15 protein-coding genes and 2 pseudogenes are annotated in these 17,181 nt (G+C 37.7%); 8 read left to right on the top strand and 9 right to left on the bottom strand.

Annotation, left to right across the window (positions count from 1 at the left end; translation table 11 throughout):
- Positions 1-157 precede the first annotated feature (157 nt).
- Positions 158-547 carry a hypothetical protein gene (locus tag ACOWPH_RS20440; protein WP_015217221.1) on the top strand — a complete coding sequence of 130 codons (390 nt, stop codon included), beginning with the start codon at positions 158-160 and terminating at the stop codon, positions 545-547.
- Positions 548-574: 27 nt separating this feature from the next.
- Here the strand turns inward: ACOWPH_RS20440 and ACOWPH_RS20435 are convergent, their stop codons facing one another.
- Positions 575-1,078, bottom strand: a complete 504-nt coding sequence (locus ACOWPH_RS20435) for a YraN family protein (RefSeq protein ID WP_015217220.1) — start codon at positions 1,076-1,078, stop codon at positions 575-577.
- Between the two features lie 14 nt (positions 1,079-1,092).
- Here ACOWPH_RS20435 and ACOWPH_RS20430 point away from each other — a divergent pair, with 14 nt between their 5' ends.
- Both ACOWPH_RS20430 and ACOWPH_RS20425 read left to right on the top strand, forming a co-directional pair.
- Positions 1,093-1,596, top strand: a complete 504-nt coding sequence (locus ACOWPH_RS20430) for a pentapeptide repeat-containing protein (RefSeq protein WP_015217219.1) — start codon at positions 1,093-1,095, stop codon at positions 1,594-1,596.
- 284 nt (positions 1,597-1,880) lie between these two features.
- Positions 1,881-2,264, top strand: coding sequence for a VOC family protein (locus ACOWPH_RS20425; protein ID WP_015217218.1), 384 nt, complete (start codon positions 1,881-1,883; stop codon positions 2,262-2,264).
- A gap of 302 nt (positions 2,265-2,566) precedes the next feature.
- On the opposite strand, the pseudogene ACOWPH_RS20420 reads toward ACOWPH_RS20425, so the two are convergent.
- Positions 2,567-3,644: pseudogene (locus ACOWPH_RS20420) on the bottom strand (PIN/TRAM domain-containing protein).
- Positions 3,645-3,902: 258 nt separating this feature from the next.
- Here ACOWPH_RS20420 and hemW point away from each other — a divergent pair.
- Entirely contained in the window at positions 3,903-5,087 is a 1,185-nt protein-coding gene (hemW, locus tag ACOWPH_RS20415) for a radical SAM family heme chaperone HemW (RefSeq protein ID WP_015217216.1), read from the top strand.
- 142 nt (positions 5,088-5,229) lie between these two features.
- Here hemW and ACOWPH_RS20410 read toward each other — a convergent pair whose 3' ends face one another.
- The gene (locus ACOWPH_RS20410) at positions 5,230-5,952 is read right to left on the bottom strand and encodes an IS1 family transposase (RefSeq protein WP_015213505.1); all 723 of its coding nucleotides are present in this window, start codon (positions 5,950-5,952) and stop codon (positions 5,230-5,232) included.
- A 210-nt stretch (positions 5,953-6,162) separates the two neighbouring features.
- Positions 6,163-6,324, bottom strand: coding sequence for a synaptotagmin (locus ACOWPH_RS20405; protein ID WP_242043113.1), 162 nt, complete (start codon positions 6,322-6,324; stop codon positions 6,163-6,165).
- A 150-nt stretch (positions 6,325-6,474) separates the two neighbouring features.
- Here ACOWPH_RS20405 and ACOWPH_RS20400 point away from each other — a divergent pair, with 150 nt between their 5' ends.
- The gene (locus tag ACOWPH_RS20400; RefSeq protein ID WP_015217213.1) at positions 6,475-8,889 is read left to right on the top strand and encodes an NACHT domain-containing protein; all 2,415 of its coding nucleotides are present in this window, start codon (positions 6,475-6,477) and stop codon (positions 8,887-8,889) included.
- 12 nt (positions 8,890-8,901) lie between these two features.
- The gene (locus tag ACOWPH_RS20395) at positions 8,902-9,162 is read left to right on the top strand and encodes a hypothetical protein (RefSeq protein WP_015217212.1); all 261 of its coding nucleotides are present in this window, start codon (positions 8,902-8,904) and stop codon (positions 9,160-9,162) included.
- A gap of 118 nt (positions 9,163-9,280) precedes the next feature.
- On the opposite strand, the gene ACOWPH_RS20390 is transcribed toward ACOWPH_RS20395, so the two are convergent.
- A complete protein-coding gene (locus ACOWPH_RS20390) occupies positions 9,281-11,209 on the bottom strand; it encodes an alpha-amylase family glycosyl hydrolase (RefSeq protein ID WP_015217211.1) in 1,929 nt (642 codons plus the stop codon).
- Between the two features lie 338 nt (positions 11,210-11,547).
- The gene (locus tag ACOWPH_RS20385) at positions 11,548-11,955 is read right to left on the bottom strand and encodes a universal stress protein (protein WP_015217209.1); all 408 of its coding nucleotides are present in this window, start codon (positions 11,953-11,955) and stop codon (positions 11,548-11,550) included.
- An 87-nt stretch (positions 11,956-12,042) separates the two neighbouring features.
- Between ACOWPH_RS20385 and ACOWPH_RS20380 the strand changes: the two genes are divergently transcribed.
- Both ACOWPH_RS20380 and ACOWPH_RS20375 read left to right on the top strand, forming a co-directional pair.
- Positions 12,043-13,245: a phosphoglycerate kinase gene (locus tag ACOWPH_RS20380; RefSeq protein WP_015217208.1), complete on the top strand. Its 1,203-nt coding sequence runs from the start codon at positions 12,043-12,045 to the stop codon at positions 13,243-13,245.
- 204 nt (positions 13,246-13,449) lie between these two features.
- Positions 13,450-13,866 carry a DUF29 family protein gene (locus ACOWPH_RS20375; RefSeq protein ID WP_015217207.1) on the top strand — a complete coding sequence of 139 codons (417 nt, stop codon included), beginning with the start codon at positions 13,450-13,452 and terminating at the stop codon, positions 13,864-13,866.
- Between the two features lie 42 nt (positions 13,867-13,908).
- On the opposite strand, the gene ACOWPH_RS20370 is transcribed toward ACOWPH_RS20375, so the two are convergent.
- The 3 genes and pseudogenes from ACOWPH_RS20370 to ACOWPH_RS20360 form a co-directional block, all read right to left on the bottom strand.
- Positions 13,909-14,307 carry a type II toxin-antitoxin system VapC family toxin gene (locus tag ACOWPH_RS20370; RefSeq protein ID WP_250855300.1) on the bottom strand — a complete coding sequence of 133 codons (399 nt, stop codon included), beginning with the start codon at positions 14,305-14,307 and terminating at the stop codon, positions 13,909-13,911.
- A 26-nt stretch (positions 14,308-14,333) separates the two neighbouring features.
- Entirely contained in the window at positions 14,334-16,286 is a 1,953-nt protein-coding gene (locus ACOWPH_RS20365) for a DUF4209 domain-containing protein (RefSeq protein ID WP_015217205.1), read from the bottom strand.
- A 147-nt stretch (positions 16,287-16,433) separates the two neighbouring features.
- Positions 16,434-17,165: pseudogene (locus ACOWPH_RS20360) on the bottom strand (ISL3 family transposase); the annotation flags it as partial.
- Positions 17,166-17,181: the final 16 nt, after the last annotated feature.

The following is a 17,181-nucleotide window of genomic DNA, read 5'->3' as shown; positions in this document are numbered from 1 at the left end:
AGGTGCAATTATTGTTTAGAGAACTCCACAAAAATGACAATTTCCCAAAATTGGGTAAATCTCCCCATATAAAAACGGGTGCTTTTACCCTACCGGGAACTGTACTTTATTCACGAAAATAAAGAAGTAGGACTTGGATTTGCTCCCAAACACCATCATGGAATATTTATACTATCTGGCAAATGCCAGCCTGACACTTAGAATAGTTCAACATCTGCACAACAGACCCCAAACCCCTGTTTCCTTTATTAGCGTAATTCATCAAATTGACGGTTGGGTAGTGAGAATCAAACTCAAAGAACCAGTGTCATCCCAGGAAGATGGAGATTTACGGGCTTTTTTCAACGAATTAGGAATTAGTTACGAACCACCAATGAGAGTACAAATGGCACTTTGGAGCTTGGAAGCAGGACAATATCCTGTGGACGTAATGCGCCGTTACCAAGTAGCAATTGTATCTCATGGTAGCTCGGAAAAAGAAGAAATTGAAGCATTCCGCCAACAATTTGTTCGAGGTTTGGGCTACTGCCCAGAAACACTAGCTTAAAAGTTACCAAACTTGATCTATTTTTAATTACAAATTGGCAGCATCAAAAGCTGCGGCAATATACTCTTGCAGCGTTAACTGATACCCAGCAATTGATAAACTAGCTGGGGATTCTGGGGTAACTATAGCCCCAACAAGCTTTTTTGATAACCGTTGACAATAAACAAGAGCTACATCAAAACGACAATAACAATCAGCCTTTTCAGGATACTGAGATAAAAACATTTGTGCTGTACTACAAAGTTTTGCTTGCTTTTGTTGAGTAATGGCATTTCTGCCTCCTGCATCCCAATTGCCTGCACTGCGGGTTTTCACTTCCACAAAGGCTAGTATTATCTCCTGTTGATTGCCGTTTTTGTAAGCTTGTGTTACTTTTTGATCGTGATACTGGGCAATAATATCAATTTCTCCCCAGCGACAAGAAAAGCGACGGTGCAGAATCTCCCAACCTGTAGATTGTAACCATTGGGCTACTAGGTCTTCTCCTAAGTCACCGATATCTAGATAATTAGATAATGGATGTTTAGACATTAATTAAAAATATCATGAATACTAAGTATCGGATTTTATCACTCATACTCAGTTTATCGCTTTGGGCAATCATTCCTATGGCTGCATTAATAGGTTTAGCACCAACGGCATTGGGACTAGAATACAACAAAGAAATTTTGATAGAAGCTGATTTTTCTGGACGTGATTTAACAGACTCCAGTTTTACCAAAGCTAATCTGCGTCAGAGTAATTTCAGTCATGCGAACTTGCGTGGTGTGAGCTTCTTTGCGGCCAATCTGGAATCAGCGAACTTGGAGGGGGCTGATTTAACTAATGCTACCTTGGATTCGGCTCGTCTGATTAGAGCCAATTTAACCAATACAATTTTAGAAGGAGCATTTGCAGCTAGTGCCAGATTTGATGGTGCTATTATTGACGGAGCGGATTTTACTGATGCACTGCTGCGCGGAGATGAGCAAAAAAAATTGTGCAAAGTGGCTAAAGGTAATAATCCTGTGACAGGTAGGGATACACGGGAAACTTTGTTTTGTCCCTAGAACCTTTGGATTTTGTCGCTAAATCAACCTGAGTTTGGTGTTAGGAGTTAGGAGTTAGGAGTTATGATTTTTAAGAGCGAGAGAATAAGGGTTTGAGACTCCTACTGGGGGCGAGTTTTCCACAAATTATCTTATGTCGAACTCAGGTAAATCAAGATTTCGATAAAATCGGTAACGCACCATTATCAAAGTTTGGTGCGTTATGCTGTATGGTTTGCACTTAGCTAAAAACTCTACAGATATTTTCACGAATCAAACCAGAGTTCTATATCTAATATACTTGTATGAAAATTTTAGGTGTTCATCATGTTGCTATTATTTGTGCTGATTATCAAAACTCAAAACGATTTTATGTTGAAATTTTAGGTTTTGAGATTATCCAAGAAACTCTCCGCAGTGAAAGGGATTCTTATAAGTTAGATTTAAAAATAGGAAGTATCCAAATTGAATTATTCTCTTTTCCTCATCCTCCCCAAAGAGTTAGTAATCCTGAAGCTTGCGGTTTAAGACATTTAGCTTTTGCCGTTGAGGATATTGAGGAAAGTATAAGTTATTTAAAATCTCACAATATCAAAGTTGAAAATATTAGAGTTGATGAAATTACAGGCAAAAAATTTACATTCTTTCAAGACCCAGATAATTTACCCTTAGAAATTTACGAGAATTAATAACAAATTATAGCAATTTTCAAGCTCATGAAATACACCCCACTCGCGCTATCGCGCACCCTCTCCTTGGTAAAGGGAGGGTTGGGGAGGGGTAATTTTGTATATCACGCTTAGTGGGAAACGCTATAATATGAAGCTGTATAGAATAAAATATCAAGAATAGTTGACCGCAAATAAAGATGAATGAGTTTCGTGATTCTGTGCAGCCGCATATAAAATTTGTATAAGGGATTTCCAAATAAAAATCGGTGTAGGAAACTGCACCGATTTTCAGGATTAATTCTATTTTCCGCACATTTCCCTCACGCTAATGCGGAAGCTTGAGGTTTGGCAAAAATCATCCTCCCAGCGGAGGTTTGTAAAGCACTGGTGACAACTACCCGTAATTCACCACCAACATAACTGCGGCCTTCTTCAACGACTACCATTGTTCCGTCGTCTAAATAGCCAACACCTTGAGTCGGTTCTTTACCTTCTTTGAGAATTTTCAAATCTAGATTATCTCCAGGTAAATAAGAAGGACGAACTGCATTTACTAAATCATTGACATTTAAAACTGGAACTTTCTGCACACTAGCAACTTTAGATAAATTGTAGTCATTAGTTAATAGTGTACCGTTGATTTCTTGGGCAAATTTTACCAATTTAGCATCAACTGTGGCAATATCTTCGTAGTCTGCTGGGTTGATGAGAATGCGTTCAGGGTAAGTTTCTTTAATGCGGTTGAGTATTTCTAGTCCCCGTCTTCCCCGCACCCGCTTTTGATCTTTGCTGGCATCAGCAACTTGTTGTAATTCTTGTAAAACAAATTGCGGTACAAGTATAACTCCTTCCAAAAATCCTGTTTCTAGTAGGGTTTCAATGCGACCATCAATAATGCAACTAGTATCTAAGACTTTGGTATTAGCTGGTTTCAGGGTTCCTTCTACCACTAAGGTTTCTACGGTGTTGGGATTAATTAACCGTAATAAACCCCGTCCGTGAGTATCTGCCAAATTCATGCCAGTGACGGAAAGTATGATGCTGCCGACAACTGCCACGAGAGGTTTAATAAATCCAAAATCTGCGGGAATGGGTAGTAAAAATAGCGGGGCTAACATTAAATTGGCGAGTAATAGCCCAATTACTAAGCCAATGGCACGGGTTAAGATGACTTCGAGGGGCATTTCGCGGACTTGCGCTTCTAAGCGACGATATGCCGATTTGGAAACTCAGCCCAATTGCACCACCTAGAATAGCAGCAAAGACAGCCACAACTAAGCGCAATGCGTCTAGGTTTGTGACTCCGTTGAGGGTTCCAGGGGGGAGTAGTTCAGTGCTGTAGTAACCTATTCCCGATGCAGCCAGAATAAATGAGATAATGATAATGAAATCAAGCATGATTGTGGTTTTTTCCTACAACTGTGATTTACCCAGTAGAGTCAGGTATTTTTTAGATCAACGGTGAGATTGATTGAGAAATATGGACTTAAGCTAGGGGTTTCGGCAGTTAATACAATATATGCAAACATTATAACTAAAGAGTTTTCGCTGCATAACTATTCTTATTTTTGTTGTAAAAAGATAACAAGTTGTAAACAAACTACTCATTTTCATGATTTGTATTTGTCCATGAAATTAATTTAATTTTTGATCATAATGAGCCTAAAAGATATTGCTGTTCAATTTCCCAGTGCGGCTTACGTGCATATTCCCTTTTGTCGGCGACGGTGTTTTTATTGTGATTTCCCGGTGTTTGTGGTGGGCGATAGCTCGCGGGGAGAAAATTCTGGTACTATTGCCCATTATGTTGAGGCAGTTTGTCACGAAATCAGCATTTCACCAGTCTTTAGTCAACCCTTAGAGACGATTTTTTTTGGTGGTGGTACGCCTTCGCTGTTATCGACAGAACAGTTGCAATGTATATTAACAGCATTAGAGAGGCGTTTTGGGATTGTAGCTGGGGTAGAAATTTCTATGGAAATGGACCCCGGTACATTTGATTTGACGCATATTGCGGGTTATTGCAGTGCGGGTGTGAACCGGGTAAGTTTGGGTGTACAAGCGTTTCAGGCAGAGTTGTTAAAAATTGCTGGGCGATCGCACTCCGTTGATGATATCTTTGCAGCTATAGAGTTAATTCACCAAGTCGAGATACCCGAATTTAGCTTAGACCTGATTTCCGGGTTGCCACATCAGTCTTTGGTTCAATGGCAAGATTCCCTTACTAAAGCAGTAGAAATTGCCCCCACCCATATCTCTATTTATGATTTAACCATTGAACCAGGTACAGCTTTTGGTCGTTATTACAAACCTGGTGACAATCCCCTCCCGACAGATGAAACCACTGTTCAAATGTACCAACAGGCGCAAAAAGTCTTAACTGGTGCAGGTTATGAACATTATGAAATTTCTAACTATGCCAAAAGAGGACATCAATGTCAACATAATCGGGTTTATTGGCAAAATCGTCCTTATTATGCTTTTGGCATGGGTGCAGCTAGTTATGTGCAAGGTAAACGCTTCACCCGTCCCCGAAAAACTAAAGAATACTATGAATGGTTGGAAAATGGCGCTGTGATTGATTGTGAAGTCACCCCACCAGAAGAAGAATTGTTAGAAACTTTAATGTTGGGGTTGCGTTTAGCAGAAGGTTTGAGTTTGGTGACGTTGGTGGAGAAGTTTGGAGAAGGAAAAGTAGAGGAAATTAAACAATGTTTGCAACCTTATTTTAAGCAGGGTTGGGTAGAAGTTGGGGGGGAAAGATTGCGTTTAATTGATCCTGATGGGTTTTTGTTTTCTAATGTCGTGTTGGCAGATTTGTTTGAGAAGTTGGGAGAATGAACCACGAAGGCACGTTCGCCTTAGCGTTGCGAAGCAAAGGACACGAAGAAAGAAGAAAAGAGGAGAGATTAGCGCCTAGAGGTAAAATTCTAGGCTTGTGACAACAGGCGTTGGTAGTGGTAAATATGTAGTGATAATAAAATTAGGCGCTACAACAAGAATTATAATGATGAATAAAATACCAGATAGCACCAATATGATTATCTAACTTTTTAGAGAAGGATAAAGTCTTTCTAACCAAACGAGAAATTCTTTGACGCATTGTATTATTAAAGCGTTCAATATGGTTAGTCTTGCCACTTTCTTTCCCTACTGCCTGATGACGTTTGCTAGGAATAACTTGTGCGTAAGCTGCCCAAAAATCTGTATAGCAAACAGCACATTGACGATAAACTGGTGGTAGAGAATTCCATAATCCCCTAGCGCCATCTTCACTGCGGTCGCCTATGTAAACTCCAACTATTTCTCTAGTTTTTTTATCCAAAGCTAACCAAATCCATTGCTTATTACCCTTATGACCTACAAATGACCAAGCCTCATCACACTCAATAGTCAATTTACCTCTTGGTTTGGCTGAAACATTTACCTGAGTCGGAATCTGGGCATATTTATTATTCACATATTTTTGCAACCAAGTCTCTGAAACACGAGCAGCACGAGCAATACCTGCGAGAGGTATTTTCTCAAGTAAAAGTCTATCAATCAGTTCTATAGTATCTTTGCTAATAACTTTATTAGTGGGATTTTCTATAAACTGTCTTTTGCAGTTTTGACACTGGTATTTTGGTTTTTGATTATGAATCTTCCCATTTTTGACAATGTGTTGAGAACCACAATTGGGGCAAGTAGGTCTGGAGATTGACATCAATACTGAAATAGTTGAATTTAAAAACACTGATACTATACTACATATAACACTTAACACGTTCTCGCTAAATCATATATTTAGAAACTTTATACTTTAGAGGAGTTTCAATTAGTTGGTTAAATGTAATTCAAATTGCAACGGCTACAAATGAATAATTTGAGTTAGAAAATATAAGATTTCACTACATATTTACCACTACCCAGGCGTTTATTTATATTGCTTGAGTTTTGGGGGGTTGCAATCTTCGCATTTATGTTTTTTCCATTTATCATGCAGCCATTGTGAGGCAGCATCAGCAGAGTTTTCCACTAACCAAGTGATTAGAGAACTAATGAAAGCACTGAGAATAATCATTGAGATGGTGTCCATAAAAATATCTCTTGATAACAACGCTTTCATCATGACAAATCAATGGCTACAACCTAGACCAGATAATGGTTAAAGGCTGTACAATTTATGTCAACTTCTGTACAACTTTTGACCAAGTTAATAGACTAGAGATAAAGGTGTAACTCTGATATGGCGGGACGTAAAGCGGCAACTCTCAAATTATCTCCACAAGGACTCAAGCAAGCTGAACAGGGGTTGCTAAATTTTGAGTCGAAAGTTGCTTTAGCCGCAGAATTACAAATCTCCCGCACAGTCGTTCAGAATTTTTTTGCAAGTAAGCCAGTTAGTCGAGAATACTTTCACAAGATTTGCAAAAAGTTAAAGCTGAATTGGCGAGAGGTTGCTGATTTACCTAAAGAAGCTGAAGCTGCACCCGAAGAGAAGAAGCAGGATATCGACGAAATTGATAAATTGGTGCAATGGGTACGACAGCAACGCCACGACAAAATTCAAGACCAGTGCGGTACTATGCGAATGCTGGATATTGCTCAACCAGTTGATTTAGCAGATATTTATACTGATGTTTACATCTTAGAATATATAACTAGCCAGCAATGGAGAGAAATTCCTGATTTGCTAAGAGGCTTTAAGCCAGAATTACATGATTTTGACAGACCAGGACAAGGTAAGCGTAAGGAAAGACTACCAGGTTTAGATGCTGTATCGCGTTATTCTAAGTTGATGGTGCTAGGAAAACCAGGCGCAGGAAAAACTACATTTCTGCAATGGTTAGCAATTAAATGTGATAATGGTGAGTTACTAAAAAACCAAATACCTATTTTCATTAGACTAAAAAACTTTGCTGAAGATACAAAAAAAGATAATAGTGAATTTCAGTTATTCAACTATATCAGCAAAGAATTTATTAGTTGTGGAATTGATGATAAATTTATTCTAGAAAGAATACTAATTCAGGGTAAAGCTTTAATTTTACTGGATGGATTAGATGAAGTTTCAGAAAAAGATGATGCTGTTGTTATTCAACAGACGCGCCGATTCATTGAAAAATATTTTAAAAATAAATTTATTCTTACCTGTCGTATTGCTGTACAAAAGTACAGATTTACAGCAGAAAAATTTACTGACATTGAAATAGCAGATTTTAACAATGAGCAAATCAATACTTTCGTTAGTAAGTGGTTTAACTCAGTTGCTAATAACAAACTAGAACCTGGTACGAATACAAGTAAAACTTTTATTGAGAAACTGAATTTACCAGAAAATTATAAAATTCGGAAACTAGCAGTTACACCAATTTTATTGCATCTAGCTTGTTTTGTTTTCCAAGACAAAGGTGAATTTCCATCAAAACCAGCAAAACTCTATGAACAAGGTATAGAAATTCTACTTAAAAAATGGGATGAGTCAAGAGGAGTTGAACGAGATGAAGTTGATTGCAATTTGTTTTTAGAGCGTAAGATAGAACTATTAACATACCTAGCGGTAAAAACTTTTGAGAAAGAACAGTATTTTTTTGAACAAAGTTTAGTCGAGCAATATATTGGTGAATATATAAGTAATTTACCAAATACCCAAACTGATCGTGCAAGAATACAACGTGATAGTAAAGCTATATTGCAGGCTATTGCATCCCAACATGGGTTATTAGTAGAAAGAGCAAGAGCAATTTTCTCATTTTCTCATTTAACGTTTCAAGAGTATTTCAGTGCTAAATATTTTGTTGATAACTTTTGTCCAGAGACTTTGGAAAAACTGACCATTCACATCAATGAACCACAACGCTGGCGTGAAGTATTTTTGCTTACTGCTGAAATGTCTCCTGATTCAGAAAAACTTCTGAAAATGATTAAAAAAGAAATTGACTATACACTAGGTAAGGATAAAGAAATTCAGGATTTTCTCGGTCGTGTTTATGAAAAATCAAAATCTGTCAGTACTACCTATCATCCTGCAAAAATTAGAGCTTTTTATTTTTCAATAAATCGTAATGATTTAATAGAAATTGATATAGATTCAAAAATGATAAGCAATAATATATTTAACATTGAAATAAATTTCCAAGATGCTCCTGATTGTATGATAGATTATGAGCTTTCTTCATTATTGTATAATGGTTATTGTCTATCTCCAAATCCACCTTATTTGAATGATGATGACTACTATCGTACAAATAACTCATTTATTCAAATATATGAAACAATAAAAATTTACAACCTAGAAGATGAATTTTTAAAAGAGTTAGAGCAAATTAAAAATTTACTACCAATTAAAAAAATGCTACCAATTTCTTTATGGGAAAGCAGAGATGTATTTATTGATTGGGGTAATAAAGAAGGTCTTAATTTAGCACATAAACTTAGAAATATCATAATCAAATATCGCAATATTAGACATGATTTATCTTTTCTATCTGATGAAAAATGGCAACTACTCCATCAGTATTATAATGCAAACAAATTGCTAATAGATTGCATAAATAGCAATTGTAAAGTATCGTCAGAAGTGCGAAAAGAAATTGAAGATACGTTATTATTACCCATCGCCGAAATTGAAAAGCGAGAGCAACTAAAATTAAATAAATAACAAGTAACAAAAATGTCCAAAGAATTAAACGAAATTCAACAACTTGCTAACAAACTCACACCTGATGAACAATTGAGTCTTATTGCTTACCTAACTCAAAGACTGCAACATTGTGAAATCAAACGTAAACCAAGCCGTGACTTGACGGAATTTGAGGGAATAGCACCCAATCTACTAGGTGGTATGGATGCTCAGGAATATGTCACTCGCATGAGACGTGGGGAGTTTCCTGATTTAGAAATTGCAGAAAAGCAATTGGGGAAAAAGGAGTGAATATTACAAACATTTTACAGGGTGTGAGGAGCTTGTTTCTGGATACCGCACCAGTTATTTACTTCGGTAAAAAAGAATGTAGAGACTTATCATGCTTAGTCTCTACAAAATTTCTGAATTAAGATTCCCTACCCGAAGCCCAAGTATCACGCCATTTAACAGTGCCTTCTTTGGCAATTACCCAACGACGATTGACGAGATTTTCCCGCAGAGGCGATCGCCCTTCCCGCCACATGGCATACTTGTAACTGATTAAATTACCCGCACTCTCATCAAAAGGAATCTCCGCAAACCAAGTATTAGCGTTGATATACTCTAGAGGATATGCCTTCGCAATATCCCAGTTACCCAACTCTGGACAGTCCCCAGTCACAACAATGGTTTCTCCTGGTTGGGTATTTACGCCATTGAGTTGTACCCGAACAATTGTTTCTCCTTTAATGCGTTCTCCAACACGGCTGAAAACAATTACTCCCCGTTCTTCCAGTTGCAAATTATAAATTTTGCCATCTTTAACTTCATACTTATTGCGAGTCACTACACAGGTATGTTCACCGTCGGGTAGTTCGGTTTCAACTTCTGGGAGAGTGACTTCTCCTCCCCGGTTGAGTGCGACAAAACACAGAGAATCACGATAACGGCGTATGTAGCAGTAAACGTCGGGTGTGAGGTGTTTTGTCCATTGGCTACCCATTGCGACAGCGGGATTTAGTCGTCGCAAACCAGATAGCAGTCTAATATGGCGATAAATTTCTGTATCGTTATCCCATTTATCCATCATTGGGCGATTGTAGGGATCGTTACCGCCATCTGTATCGTTGTGCAGATATTGTTCTGTGCCGTAATAGATGCAGGGAATACCGCGAGAAGTCATAATGAGAGCGATCGCCACTTTCAACATCGCTGGATCAGGATTCAGCGATTGAAACCGGGACATATCATGGTTATCAATAAAGGTAACTAACTCAGTCGCCCCGTTGTAAGCATGGTCTTGATCAAAAATATCTTGAATTGCTTGGAATCCATCTTCAGAACCTTGTCCTAGTGCTGCCCGAATCGCCGTACACAGGCCAAAATCCAAAATAGTCATTCCTGAAAGGTTAGCAAATTCTACCGAGCGATCGTCACTAGGATGGTTATAAATCCATTCCCCAAAAATGAACACATCTGGCTTGTGATTCATCATATCGCCGGTAAATTCTTGCCAAAACCAAATCGGCATATGCTTGACAGTATCTACCCGCAGTGCATCCACACCCCTATCTAGCCATTGTTTAATCGCTGACTTGATGTATTGACGATATTCACTATTATTTTCATTGAATGTAGCTAAACCCGCTAATTCACAGTTCTGCACCTGCCATTCATCTTCCCAATTCTGCACTTCCCCATAGTGGTGATACCAATTATTGATATCATTGTTGAAGTCAGCAATTTTGACTCCATCATCATACAATTCACCCTTACTACCATTAGTATCAGGGCTGCTATGGTTGCAGACAATATCCAACACCAACTTCATTTTGCGGTGATGCAGTTCGGCAATTAAGCGGTCAAATGTCGTATTTCTTTCTTCTTGGGTATTATTTAAGGAAGGATCTTCTCCTTCAGCAATGTAGCGCAGATTTATTCGCTTAAAGTCTTTAGTCCAATAGCCATGCATTGCCGCATTGCTAATAAATAAATCTTCTACCTGTTCAAATAGGGGAGTTAACCAAAGAGTAGTTACTCCCATTTTTTGCAAATAGTCTAATTTATCAATTACACCTTGTAAGTCGCCACCCCAATACTTACCCCAATCTTTTCCAGTGCGATCGTATAGTTCTGAGTTAGCACCTTCACTATTATCTGGATCACCGTCATGAAAGCGATCAACTACGAGAAAGTAAATCGTTTCCTGTCGGAATTCAATATCTCTGGTGTAAAGAAACTCTAGATCAATTTCTGTATCTGATGTCGTTGCTTGTATAATCGCTTCTACAGTTGTCTTTTCTGAACCGACTTTGTACTGTTCCGGTGAAAACTGAGAACCAGTAATTTGTACCATAAAAAATTAAACATCCCTGAAAATTAAATACGTAGTTCAGACTAAATATAAAACAGCTTCTCTGTAAACCTCCCTAGGAGGTATTCTTGGTTTAATTGCGCCTTTATCTCGTTCCCAGTCTCCGGCTGGGAATGCTATCATAGAGGCTCTGACTCTACTTTCAAAAGGAAGGCATAGCCTTCTAGAAGCCATTCCCATACTCTGTATGGGAACGAGAAAAAATTTATCCCTCAAAAACTTTAGAGTGTTGAGGGATAAGGATTGGTATTTTCAACCAGTATTTTTATCAGCGATAATTTCAGACGGTGCGTTATTTGATTAACGCACCCTAAAGGTTTTTAAGGAACAATCAAAACTGGACAAGGGGAAAGATTAATAACGCGACTGGTAACGCTATCAGTTGCACCCTCATCAGTTAAGCCTAAACCTCGACAGCCCATAATAATTAAATTGGCCTCAATTTCATCAGCCACATCACAGATAGTAAAGGCTGGTTTACCCTGTCTTTCCATGACTTCGGCTGTAATACCCTGCTGGGAAAATAAAGCTTGGGCATTTTCCAGAAGTTTAGCAACGGCCTCTGGAGACATCATGGGGTCGCTACTGGGCGCATCTGCGGCTGGTTCTTCCACCACAGAGAGCAGTATCAAGCGACTGCCATATTTCTGCACAACGTTGGTAACTACTTCGGCAGCTTCCCGTGCAGCGCGACTTTGATCAATTGGAAACAGAACTGTTTTAAACATAGATCACCTCAGCACCCCTCACTCCGGTAAAATCTTGATAGTTATATTCCAAAACAATAACAAAAAGGCAATCAGGAGAGTTTGGCTGTGTCGAAAAAAAGTTTAGCAAGTTTATCTGCGGCGGATGTTTCTGGAAAACGCGCTTTAGTACGGGTTGATTTTAACGTGCCTGTGGATGATCAAGGCAGCATTACCGATGATACTCGGATTCGGGCTGCGCTGCCAACTATCCAGGATTTGACCAAAAAGGGTGCTAAGGTCATTCTAGCAAGTCATTTCGGCCGTCCCAAGGGTGTAGATGACAAATTACGTTTAACACCTGTTGCTAAACGCCTTTCTGAGTTGTTGGGACAAGAAGTTGTCAAAACTGATGACTGCATTGGTGATGATGTGGCAGCTAAGGTTGCGGCGTTGCAAAATGGCCAAGTGCTGTTATTGGAAAATGTCCGCTTTTACAAAGAAGAAGAAAAGAACGAACCTGAATTTGCGAAGAAATTGGCAGCAAACGCTGATTTTTATGTAAATGACGCATTTGGTACTGCTCACCGCGCCCATGCTTCCACTGAAGGTGTAACTAAGTTCCTCAGTCCTTCTGTGGCTGGTTATTTGGTTGAGAAGGAATTGCAATATCTGCAAAGTGCAATTGAAGAACCTAAGCGCCCTTTGGCGGCTATTATCGGCGGTTCTAAGGTTTCTAGCAAAATTGGCGTAATTGAAACTCTGTTGGAAAAGTGCGATAAGTTGATCATCGGCGGTGGGATGATTTTCACCTTCTATAAAGCCCGTGGTTTGAGTGTTGGTAAGTCTTTGGTAGAAGAAGACAAGCTGGAATTGGCGAAGGCTTTGGAAGCTAAGGCGAAAGAACGCGGTGTGGCTTTGTTGCTGCCTACAGATATTGTATCAGCAGATAAGTTTGCTCCTGATGCTAATGCTACTACTGTCAGCATTGAAAATATTCCTGCTGATGGCATGGGTTTAGATATTGGTCCTGATTCTATCAAGGTTTTCCAAGCAGCTTTGGCTGATTGTAAGACTGTGATTTGGAACGGGCCTATGGGTGTGTTTGAGTTTGATAAGTTTGCTGCGGGTACGGAAGCGATCGCACATACTCTAGCAGAAATTGGCAAAACCGGCACAACAACCATTATCGGTGGTGGTGACTCTGTAGCAGCAGTTGAAAAGGTAGGTTTGGCTGATCAAATGAGCCACATTTCTACCGGTGGTGGTGCTAGTTTGGAGTTGCTAGAAGGTAAGATTTTACCTGGTATTGCAGCTTTGGATGAAGCGTAAGCTGTTAAAGTCCACTAACTAATGACAATTTGAGCAGGGGTGCGGTATGCCGTACCCTTGCCGTTGTCTATAGTTAATAGTTTTAGTAGCACCAATTAGAAAGTATTGAAAAATATCAATGGTTCAGTATTCTTAATGTTAAGAAAGAGATTAAAGGTTTGAGAGCTATGCTAGAAATAGCAAACTTCAAGGAAAGAGCAAATCATGGAAGAATTACTAGAACTCAGGGAATTAGTAGTTTCTGGCAACCTAGAAGCGGCTCTATCTTTAATTGATGAATTGGAAGAAATGAGCAAAGAAGATAAAATTAATAAAATTTATAGTTATTGTGTAGTGCTTTTAGTTCATTTAATTAAACAACAGGCAGAAAAAAGGACAACTCCTTCTTGGGATGTTTCTATTCGCAATGCTACTGACGCAATTGATCGGATCAACAAACGCCGAAAAGCTGGAGGATATTACATGAACAAAAAAGAAATAGAGGAAATTTTATTAGAAGCTTATAATCGAGCTTTAGATAATGCGGCCTTAGAAGCCTTTGGTGGAATTTACGATGGATTAACCTTAAGAAACATGGTAGATCAAGAATTAATTATCCAACAGGCTTTAAATTTAATTTAATATTAAATTACAGTGCGATCTCGTAGTCCCACACATCAAAAACTATAGATTTATAGTCCAATCTTCAAGTTTTAAATTAGGAACTTTGATAAAATCTTTGTAATTTTGAGTTACCACAATTGCATCATTAACTAAAGCTATTGCGGCAATTCTTAAATCTTGTGTACCTGTATTAATTTTTTGCTGGCGTAGTTTTTTAAAACATTCACAAGCTGCCTCATTAAATTCCAATAAATTCATCTGACAAAAATAACGTTGAGTTGTTAATAAATTTTGGTAAGCTCTTGATAACAATTCTGGTTTAGTAGCACATCTACTAATAGCTGCTAATCTACCTTTTAATTGTTCTTCAAGTGTCACAGTTGTAATAAATATATTGGTAATTCCAACAATTTTGGCACGTTGTGAAATATTAGGATTTCCATATTGAGAAAGAGTCACAATATTAGTATCAAGAATATATCTACTCACGCTGTTTGGTTCTCATCTAAAGAAGCTTCATAAGCAGCTATTTCTGTATCTAATTCACAGCGGTTTGCAGCCATATCTTCTACGAATTCATCAAAAAGTGGGTCATCTTTGAAAATACCATCAAACTGAACAAGAGGATTAAACTCTTCTGCTTGTTTTTGGTTCAAAATTGGCAAACAGCAGAAACGCAATGTTACCCACCATAAGTAAGACATAATAGGATTTTGAGCAAATTCATTATCATTAATTAAACCATGAGCCATCCGGTTTCTTAAATTTGAACCAGAACGCTCAATTAACAAACCTTGAATATCAAAGAGAGTATCTGCGTCAAAAATTGAATTTATTTGTGGGTAGTTTCTAGGAAACAGAGTAGTATTCAAATCACGTTCGTCTTCAATTCCTTTTTTAGTCTTCATTTCTGATGGTATTGCTCCCTGTTTGCGAAGTAAATAACGCACTGAATTTTCTATTTGAGGAATTAAAATGTGTGTAGATGTAAAAAAATCTCCTATTAATCCAGCATAAAGCCCTTTTGCAAATAAATATTCTCTTCCTGATGGTACAAAAGGGCTATGTGAAACAATAGGAAATAAATCTCTTATTTGTATGCTATGTTCCAAATTAATTTGATATCTAGCTGGTTCAATAAATGCTTGAGCATGACACCTATGACCATCAACTGCTATCCTATACATATCAAAAAGAATTGCCTCTTCTGCTTTATCTGGCTCAATAGGTTGACGTGCTACCGTCTTTCCCATCTCATTTTTATTCACTACTGGCGCAAACTGAGACAACCAAGCATTTTTTTCTGCAATCTTGCGAATGTCTGAAACTTTCTGAGGAATACCCAAAATAGCCAAAGATAATAATGCATCTTGAAAATTTTTACCTTTCACATACGTTCTAGCTAGTTCTATTTCATTACTAATGTTATGCTGAGAAGAAACAGTTATTAATTCATGTAAAGATTGTTCTTGATACTGAGAAAGAAGTTTATGAACTTCATCCATTTTACTATTTATTGCAGTTCTTTCCTCTTCTGTACCTTGGCTTTTTAATCTTTCAAATGCTTCAAAAGCTTTTTGTAAATCATGGGATGCTTTTGAGTAAGGAGTTGGATGTTTAGTTAAAGAATCTTGTGATTCCTTTATGTAAGTTTCAGCAACAAGTATTCGCGCTGCATATACCTCTGCTTTATCCTTTTCAATGCGATGCCATTCAGCTTTAATTTCCCAATAGTTTCGTGCTTTATCCCATTCTTTGCTAGATTCTGCAAAAATTGCACCTTTATCGGCTAAATCAGCATATTTATGAGTATCTAAAATTTGTTTTTTCCGCAGAAAATGTACTGTTTTTTCTTCTTGTAAAAGTTCATGGAGCTTTACAGATAGCCATAACGGATCTTTTCCTTGGTAACGATTTAAAACCTCATCTATATATTCAACAACAATTTCTGGCTTGTAATTAATTTTGAGTGCTAATGTAAGCGATCTTTCAATCCTATCGACACAGTGACTCCATTTTTGAGGATCTTCTAGTTGCTTGGCAGATTCTAAATAACATTCAACTGCTAACTGTCCCATTCGATAGTTATGCTTTTTATTTTTAATCCAGAGAATTTCTGCAATTTGAGATTGAAGTTCTGGATCTGAAACTTCATCTACAATTTGATTAATAAATTCTATTATTTCATCAGGAAATCTTGCTAAAAATATTGAAGATTCACTATCTAAATCTGATTGAATTGGAGCAACAGTTACACGCTGGAGAATCTCAAAAACTGCATATTGTCTATGATTGTCTGCCTCTTTTATTTCTTGTGTTTTTCTACGGAAGTTATCATAATAGATGTTGCACAGTTTTCTCTCGCTGTTATCAATTACTTCTTTCCATTCAGAGTTAATAAAATCTTCTTTACTCAGAGGAGGGTTTAGTGACGACATATTTTAATATTAGTAAATTATTCAGATACTTATATATTAGCTTAAATTGCTCTTAAACGTTATACTATAGGTAAAGATTTCTGCGGGTACAGAAGCGAACTTACAAGTCAGCGTTTGCGCGATCGCACATCCTCTAGAAGGAATTAGCAAAACTTCACCAAACCACCTAATCATTGTTCCTATACTTTTGGGAAAATAAGAAAGTCCATCGTGCATCCAATCTAATAAATTCATTATGCTTTCGCTCTAAGACTTAGTGGATTCAAATATGTCTCAAAATTCTTCTTTTAGGGCGTGCATTTTTGCCAGAATAGGGAAAACTTTTTGAACATTATTTAATCTTTCTTTTTGTTGTTTATTTAAAGAATTTTCATTTTTTATTAAGCTATTTTTGCTTTTATTTAATCCTGCTAATATAGCAATTCCCAAGCTCATGAAATACACCCCACCCGCGCTGTCGCGCACCTTCACCTTACCAAGGGGAGGGTTGGGGAGGGGTAATTTTGTATCTTAATCTTACTAGAGTGGGAAAGGCTATATACGGTCTCTATCTGATTTATTATCTAAAGATATGGCGGCTCTCTTTTCAGATTTACGCATAGCATCTAATTCATCATTTACTTGTTTAATTACATGAAATCTATCAGCAGTTATGTTTGTATTTGGCATTAATTCTTCTACTAAACTTTTATAAGGAGACCAAAGATCAATACCCACTTCAACTATTTGTTCAAGCACCTGAGATCCCCATTTGACAATAACTTCACGTATTTCTTCTATTCTTCTTGACTTCACCAACTCAATTGGTTTACGAGTATCTAAATCTACTAATACTGCTAAATAATTTCCTTGACCTTTCACCAAAGCAATTTCATCTAAGCATCGCCCCCATCCC

The organism is Anabaena sp. PCC 7938 (assembly GCF_049315035.1).
GTDB lineage: Bacteria > Cyanobacteriota > Cyanobacteriia > Cyanobacteriales > Nostocaceae > Anabaena > Anabaena cylindrica.
Note: the sequence above shows the minus strand (reverse complement) of the source record. Positions and strands in the feature narration are given on the sequence as shown.

What these genes read in the sequence shown, in the direction of transcription:
- ACOWPH_RS20440 (WP_015217221.1), top strand. Translation starts at nt 158, where the DNA reads ATGGAATATTTATACTATCTGGCAAATGCCAGCCTGACACTTAGAATA.
- ACOWPH_RS20435 (WP_015217220.1), bottom strand. Translation starts at nt 1,078, where the DNA reads ATGTCTAAACATCCATTATCTAATTATCTAGATATCGGTGACTTAGGA.
- ACOWPH_RS20430 (WP_015217219.1), top strand. Translation starts at nt 1,093, where the DNA reads ATGAATACTAAGTATCGGATTTTATCACTCATACTCAGTTTATCGCTT.
- ACOWPH_RS20425 (WP_015217218.1), top strand. Translation starts at nt 1,881, where the DNA reads ATGAAAATTTTAGGTGTTCATCATGTTGCTATTATTTGTGCTGATTAT.
- hemW (WP_015217216.1), top strand. Translation starts at nt 3,903, where the DNA reads ATGAGCCTAAAAGATATTGCTGTTCAATTTCCCAGTGCGGCTTACGTG.
- ACOWPH_RS20410 (WP_015213505.1), bottom strand. Translation starts at nt 5,952, where the DNA reads ATGTCAATCTCCAGACCTACTTGCCCCAATTGTGGTTCTCAACACATT.
- ACOWPH_RS20405 (WP_242043113.1), bottom strand. Translation starts at nt 6,324, where the DNA reads ATGGACACCATCTCAATGATTATTCTCAGTGCTTTCATTAGTTCTCTA.
- ACOWPH_RS20400 (WP_015217213.1), top strand. Translation starts at nt 6,475, where the DNA reads ATGGCGGGACGTAAAGCGGCAACTCTCAAATTATCTCCACAAGGACTC.
- ACOWPH_RS20395 (WP_015217212.1), top strand. Translation starts at nt 8,902, where the DNA reads ATGTCCAAAGAATTAAACGAAATTCAACAACTTGCTAACAAACTCACA.
- ACOWPH_RS20390 (WP_015217211.1), bottom strand. Translation starts at nt 11,209, where the DNA reads ATGGTACAAATTACTGGTTCTCAGTTTTCACCGGAACAGTACAAAGTC.
- ACOWPH_RS20385 (WP_015217209.1), bottom strand. Translation starts at nt 11,955, where the DNA reads ATGTTTAAAACAGTTCTGTTTCCAATTGATCAAAGTCGCGCTGCACGG.
- ACOWPH_RS20375 (WP_015217207.1), top strand. Translation starts at nt 13,450, where the DNA reads ATGGAAGAATTACTAGAACTCAGGGAATTAGTAGTTTCTGGCAACCTA.
- ACOWPH_RS20365 (WP_015217205.1), bottom strand. Translation starts at nt 16,286, where the DNA reads ATGTCGTCACTAAACCCTCCTCTGAGTAAAGAAGATTTTATTAACTCT.